The sequence below is a fragment of the Actinomycetes bacterium genome (genome assembly GCA_036510875.1).
In the GTDB taxonomy this organism is placed as follows: Bacteria; Actinomycetota; Actinomycetes; order Prado026; family Prado026; genus DATCDE01.
Map to the genome: position 1 here is coordinate 1 of DATCDE010000229.1, position 5,450 is coordinate 5,450.

At 69.5% G+C, this 5,450-nt stretch carries 4 protein-coding genes and 2 tRNA genes; all 6 read right to left on the reverse strand.

What is annotated here, in order from left to right; genetic code table 11:
- Positions 1-111: 111 nt before the first annotated feature.
- Positions 112-184: transfer RNA gene (locus VIM19_13355), tRNA-Ala, on the reverse strand.
- Between the two features lie 21 nt (positions 185-205).
- A complete protein-coding gene (locus VIM19_13360; protein HEY5185862.1) occupies positions 206-334 on the reverse strand; it encodes a DLW-39 family protein in 129 nt (42 codons plus the stop codon).
- 50 nt (positions 335-384) lie between these two features.
- Positions 385-458: transfer RNA gene (locus VIM19_13365), tRNA-Ile, on the reverse strand.
- 52 nt (positions 459-510) lie between these two features.
- Positions 511-954, reverse strand: a complete 444-nt coding sequence (locus tag VIM19_13370) for a DUF3566 domain-containing protein (protein ID HEY5185863.1) — start codon at positions 952-954, stop codon at positions 511-513.
- Positions 951-3,497, reverse strand: coding sequence for a DNA gyrase subunit A (gene gyrA / locus VIM19_13375; GenBank protein HEY5185864.1), 2,547 nt, complete (start codon positions 3,495-3,497; stop codon positions 951-953). Before gyrA ends, VIM19_13370 begins: the two co-directional genes overlap by 4 nt.
- Before the next feature lie 46 nt (positions 3,498-3,543).
- On the reverse strand, positions 3,544-5,450 hold a 1,907-nt coding region (gyrB, locus tag VIM19_13380; protein HEY5185865.1), incomplete at its 5' end, for a DNA topoisomerase (ATP-hydrolyzing) subunit B.

Below are 5,450 nucleotides of genomic sequence, written 5' to 3' on the forward strand. Positions count from 1 at the left end.
TACCGGCCCGACTCGGGCAGCCCGGACCGGATCGACCTCACAACGCCCGCCAGTACCGGGGACGCCGCGGACGCGGCCGAGACCCTCAGCGACGACTGACCGATGGTTCGGTGGAGACGAGGGGACTCGAACCCCTAACCCCTGCCTTGCAAAGGCAGTGCTCTGCCAGTTGAGCTACGCCCCCGAGCGGCGGGTGCGAAGCGCCCTACCGCAAGTCGGCCGCGTCGTTCGTCGCCTCGGTCCACAGGTCCTGCTCGAGCTTGTCGTTCTGGATCTTCCGCCAAACGGCGAAGCCTGCTGCTGCAGCTGCCGCGAGGACGAGCACCTTCTTCACGCCAGAACCTCCCGCCAGTTGCGGTCGACCGTCGAACCGCAAGGAAACCGTGGGCCTAGGAGGACTTGAACCTCCGACCTCTTCCTTATCAGGGAAGCGCTCTAACCGTCTGAGCTATAGGCCCGCAACTTGTGCCGCGTCAGGTTACAGCAGCGCCGAAGCGGCTCCCAAACCGCTCAGCCCCCCTCGGTGAGGGTGACCTCGAGCCCGCCGACGATCCCGGCCGAGAGGTTGAACAGGAACGCGGTCAAGGTGGCCAGCGCGGTCAGCAGCACGACGTCGATGAGCGAGACGATCAGCGCCACCCGCAGCACCCGGCCGTAGGCGAGGAACTCGGTGAGCCGGAACGTGCTGGTCTGCCCCGTCAGCTCGGTCACGGTGTTGGACACCGAGCTGAACACCCCGGCCGAGTTCAGCACCCACCACAGCACGCTGACCGCCACCACAAGGACCACCGCCAAGGCGACGGACAGCACCAGCGCGAGCTTCATCACGGTCCACGGGTCGACCCGGGTCACCGCGACCCGGACCCGTCGCACGGCCGGCACCGCGGCGATGGCGCCGGGGCGCACGCCCTCGATCACCTGCCCCTGGTCGACCTGGGTGGGCCCTACCGTCACTGGCTGCTCTCCTCCTGCGGGCCGACGCCCGGCGCCGGCACGTCCTCAGCCTCGTCGTCAGCCTCGTCGTCAGCCTCGTCGTCGACGACAGTCTCGGCGTTACGGGCCACCGCAACCACGCTGTCGCCCGTGCCGACCGACGTCAAGGTCACGCCCATGGTGACACGCCCGGTCACGCTGATCTGTGAGGTCGGCGTCCGGATGACCTCGCCGCTGGCCTTGATCGCGAAGACCTCGTCGTCGTCGTCGACCACCAGCGCGCCGACCAGGCTGCCCCTGGCGTCGACCAGCCGCATCGCCGTGACCCCCAGGATGCCGCGGCCCTTGGGCTGCCACTCCTCCACCCGGGTGCGCTTGGCGTAGCCGCCGTCGGTCACGGTGAGGACGTAGGTGCCCTCCCGGACGACGTCCATGGCCAGCAGCTCGTCGCCGCCCCGGAACGCCATGCCCCGCACGCCGTAGGTGGCCCTGGCCATCGGCCGCAGCGTCTCGTCGTCGGCGTGGAACCGGGCCGACTGGCCGTGCCGGCTGACCAGCAGCAGATCGTCGCCCGGATCGACCAGCCGGGCCGCGATGACCTCGTCGCCCTCGCGCAGGTTGATCGCGACCACGCCGCCCATCCGGTTGGAGTCGTAGTCGCCCAGCGGGGTCTTCTTCACCGTGCCGAACCGGGTCACGAGCACCAGGTACGGCGCCGCCTCGTAGTCGCGCAGCGCGAGCACCTGGGCGACCCGCTCCTCCGGCTGCAGGGCCAGCAGGTTCGCCACGTGCTGGCCACGACCGTCCCGACCGGCCTCCGGCAGCTCGTACGCTTTGATCCGGTACACCCGGCCGATGGTGGTGAAGAACAGGATCCAGTGGTGGGTCGTGGTGACGAACAGGTGCTCGACCAGGTCGTCCTCGCGCAGCTGGGCGCCCCGCACACCCCGGCCACCCCGGTGCTGGGACCGGTAGAGGTCGGACTTGGTGCGTTTGGCGTAGCCGTCGTGGGTCAAGGTGACGACGACGTCCTCCTGGGCGATGAGGTCCTCCATGGACATCTCGCCCTCGGCGGCCACGATCTGGGTGCGCCGCTCGTCGCCGAACCGCTCGACGACTCCGGCGAGCTCCTCGCTGACGATGCCCCGCTGGCGCTCGTCGCTGGCCAGGATCGCGGTCAGCTCGGCGATCTCGGCCTCGATGTCGGCCAGGTCGTCGATGATCTTCTGCCGCTCGAGGGCGGCCAGCCGGCGCAGCTGCATGTCCAGGATCGCCCTGGCCTGCACCTCGTCGATGTCCAGCAGGCCCATCAGGCCGCCCAGCGCCTCCTCGGCGCTGGGCGAGTTGCGGATGAGCGCGATGACGGCGTCCATCTGGTCGAGCGCCTTGACCAAGGCCCGCAGGATGTGCGCCCGCTCCTCGGCCTTGCGCAGCCGGTACGCGGTGCGGCGCCGGATGACGTCGAGCTGGTGGGTCACGTAGTGCCGGACGAACTCGTCCAGCCGCAGCGTGCGCGGCACGCCGTCGACCAGCGCGAGCATGTTCGCGCCGAAGGTCTCCTGCAGCTGGGTGTGCTTGTAGAGGTTGTTCAGCACCACCTTGGCGACGGCGTCGCGCTTGAGCACGATGACGAGTCGCTGGCCGCGCCGCTCGTTGCCCTCGTCGCGGACGTCGGCGATGCCGCCGATCCGGCCGTCCTTGACCAGGTCGGCGATCTTCAGCGCGAGGTTGTCCGGGTTGACCTGGTAGGGCAGCTCGGACACGACCAGGCAGGTGCGGTTGTTGATCTCCTCGACCTCGACGACGGCCCGCATGACGATCGAGCCGCGGCCGGTGCGGTAGGCGTCCTCGATGCCGCGACGGCCGACGATCAGACCGCGGGTGGGGAAGTCCGGGCCCTTGACCCGCTCGAGCATGGCTTCGAGCAGCTCCTCGGACGTGGCGGTGGGGTGGTCGAGCAGCCACTGGACGCCGGAGGCGACCTCCCGCAGGTTGTGCGGCGGGATGTTCGTGGCCATGCCGACGGCGATGCCGGCCGAGCCGTTGACCAGCAGGTTCGGGAACCGGCTGGGCAGGACGAGCGGCTCCATCTGCCGGCCGTCGTAGTTCGGCGTGAGATCGACCGTCTCCTGGTCGATGTCGCGCATCATCTCCATGGCCAGCGGGTCCAGCCGAGCCTCGGTGTACCGCATGGCCGCGGGCGGGTCGTTGCCCGGCGAACCGAAGTTGCCGTTGCCGTCGACGAGCGGGTAGCGCAGCGACCACGGCTGGGCCAGCCGCACGAGGGCGTCGTAGATCGAGGCGTCGCCGTGCGGGTGGTAGTCACCCATGACCGCGCCGACCACGCGGGCGCACTTGGAGTACCCGCGGTCCGGCCGGTAGCCGCCGTCGTACATCGCGAAGAGCACCCGACGGTGCACCGGCTTGAGCCCGTCGCGGACGTCGGGCAGCGCCCGGCCCACGATCACGCTCATGGCGTAGTCGAGGTAGGAGCGGCTCATCTCCGAACCGAGCTCGATGGGCTCGATCCGGCCGCCCTCGGGCGGCAGCTGCGTCTCGGTCACGGGGTGCGGGTCCTTCCGTCGTTCGGCGTGCGGTGCGGCGTACGGGTCAGATGTCGAGGAAGCGGACGTCCTTGGCGTTGCGCTGGATGAAGTGCCGGCGGGCTTCCACGTCCTCGCCCATGAGCACGCTGAACAGCTCGTCGGCCTGCGCGGCGTCGTCCAGGGTCACCTGGAGCAGCACCCGGCGGTCGGGGTCCATGGTGGTCTCCCACAGCTCGTTGGCCGGCATCTCACCGAGGCCCTTGAACCGCTGGATGCCGTCCTCCTTGGGCAGCTTGCGGCCGGCCTCCGCTCCGACCTGCAGCAGTCCGTCGCGCTCACGGTCGGAGTAGGCGTACTGCACCGTGGACTTGCCGCCCGGCCACTTGAGCTTGTACAGCGGCGGCTGAGCCAGGTACACGTGGCCGGCCTCGACGAGCGGACGCATGAACCGGAACAGCAGGGTGAGCAGCAGGGTCCGAATGTGCTGGCCGTCGACGTCGGCGTCGGCCATCAGAACGATCTTGTGATAGCGCAGCTTGGCGATGTCGAAGTCGTCGTGCACCCCGGTGCCGAGCGCGGTGATCAGCGCCTGCACCTCGTTGTTCTGCAGCACCTTGTCGATGCGGGCCTTCTCGACGTTCAGGATCTTCCCGCGGATCGGCAGGATGGCCTGGAACCGCGAGTCGCGGCCGCCCTTGGCCGAGCCGCCGGCGGAGTCACCCTCGACGATGTAGAGCTCGCACTCCTCGGGGTTGGTCGACTGGCAGTCGGAGAGCTTGCCGGGCAGCCCCCCGGACTCGAGCAGCCCCTTGCGGCCGCGAGCCAGGTCACGGGCCTTGCGCGCGGCCATCCGGGCGGACGCCGCGGAGACCGCCTTGCGAGCAATCTCCTTGCCCTCGGCCGGGTTCTGCTCGAACCAGCTGCCGAGCTGGTCGTTGACCACCCGCTGCACGAAGCTCTTCGCCTCGGTGTTGCCCAGCTTGGTCTTGGTCTGCCCCTCGAACTGCGGCTCGCGCAGCTTGATCGAGACGATCGCGGTGAGCCCCTCCCGGACGTCCTCGCCGGAGAGGTTGGCCTCCTTCTCCTTCAGAACGCCCCACTCGCGGGCGAACTTGTTGACCAGCGTGGTCAGCGCCGCCCGGAACCCCTCCTCGTGCGTGCCGCCCTCGATGGTTGCGATCGTGTTGGCGAAGGTGTACACCGACTCGGAGAAGCCGGCGTTCCACTGCATGGCGACCTCGAGGGAGAGGCCGGCCGTGGTGTCCTCGGAGCTGAAGTCGATGACGGTCTTGTGCGACTCGCCCTTCTTCGCGTTGAGGTGGCGGACGAAGTCACTGATGCCGCCGTCGTAGTGGTAGACCACGCGGCGGATGTCCTGCAGGGCCTGCTCGCCGGTGTCCTCGTGGCCGGGCCGCTCGTCGGTGAGCGTGATGGTCAGGCCCTTGTTGAGGAACCCCATCTCCTGCAAGCGCCGGGCCAGGGTCTCGAAGTCGTAGTCGGTGGTCTCGAAGATGGTCGGGTCGGCCCAGAACGTCACGGTCGTGCCGGTCGCGTCGCTGTCGCCCTCGCGCACCGGTGGCGTGGTCGGCACGGCGTGCAGGTAGGACTGGGTCCAACGGCCGCCGTCGCGCTGGATGTCGACGTCGAGGCGGGTGGACAGCGCGTTGACGACCGAGACGCCGACCCCGTGCAGGCCGCCAGAGACCGCGTAGCCCTCGCCGCCGAACTTGCCGCCGGCGTGCAGCACGGTCAACACGATCTCGACGGTGGGGCGCTTCTCGACCGGGTGCTCGGCCACCGGGATGCCCCGGCCGTTGTCGACCACCCGGACGCCGCCGTCGGCCAGCAAGGTGACGTCGATCGTGTCGCAGTACCCGGCCAGCGCCTCGTCGACCGAGTTGTCGACCACCTCGTAGACCAGGTGGTGCAGGCCGCGCTCGCCGGTGGAGCCGATGTACATGCCCGGCCGCT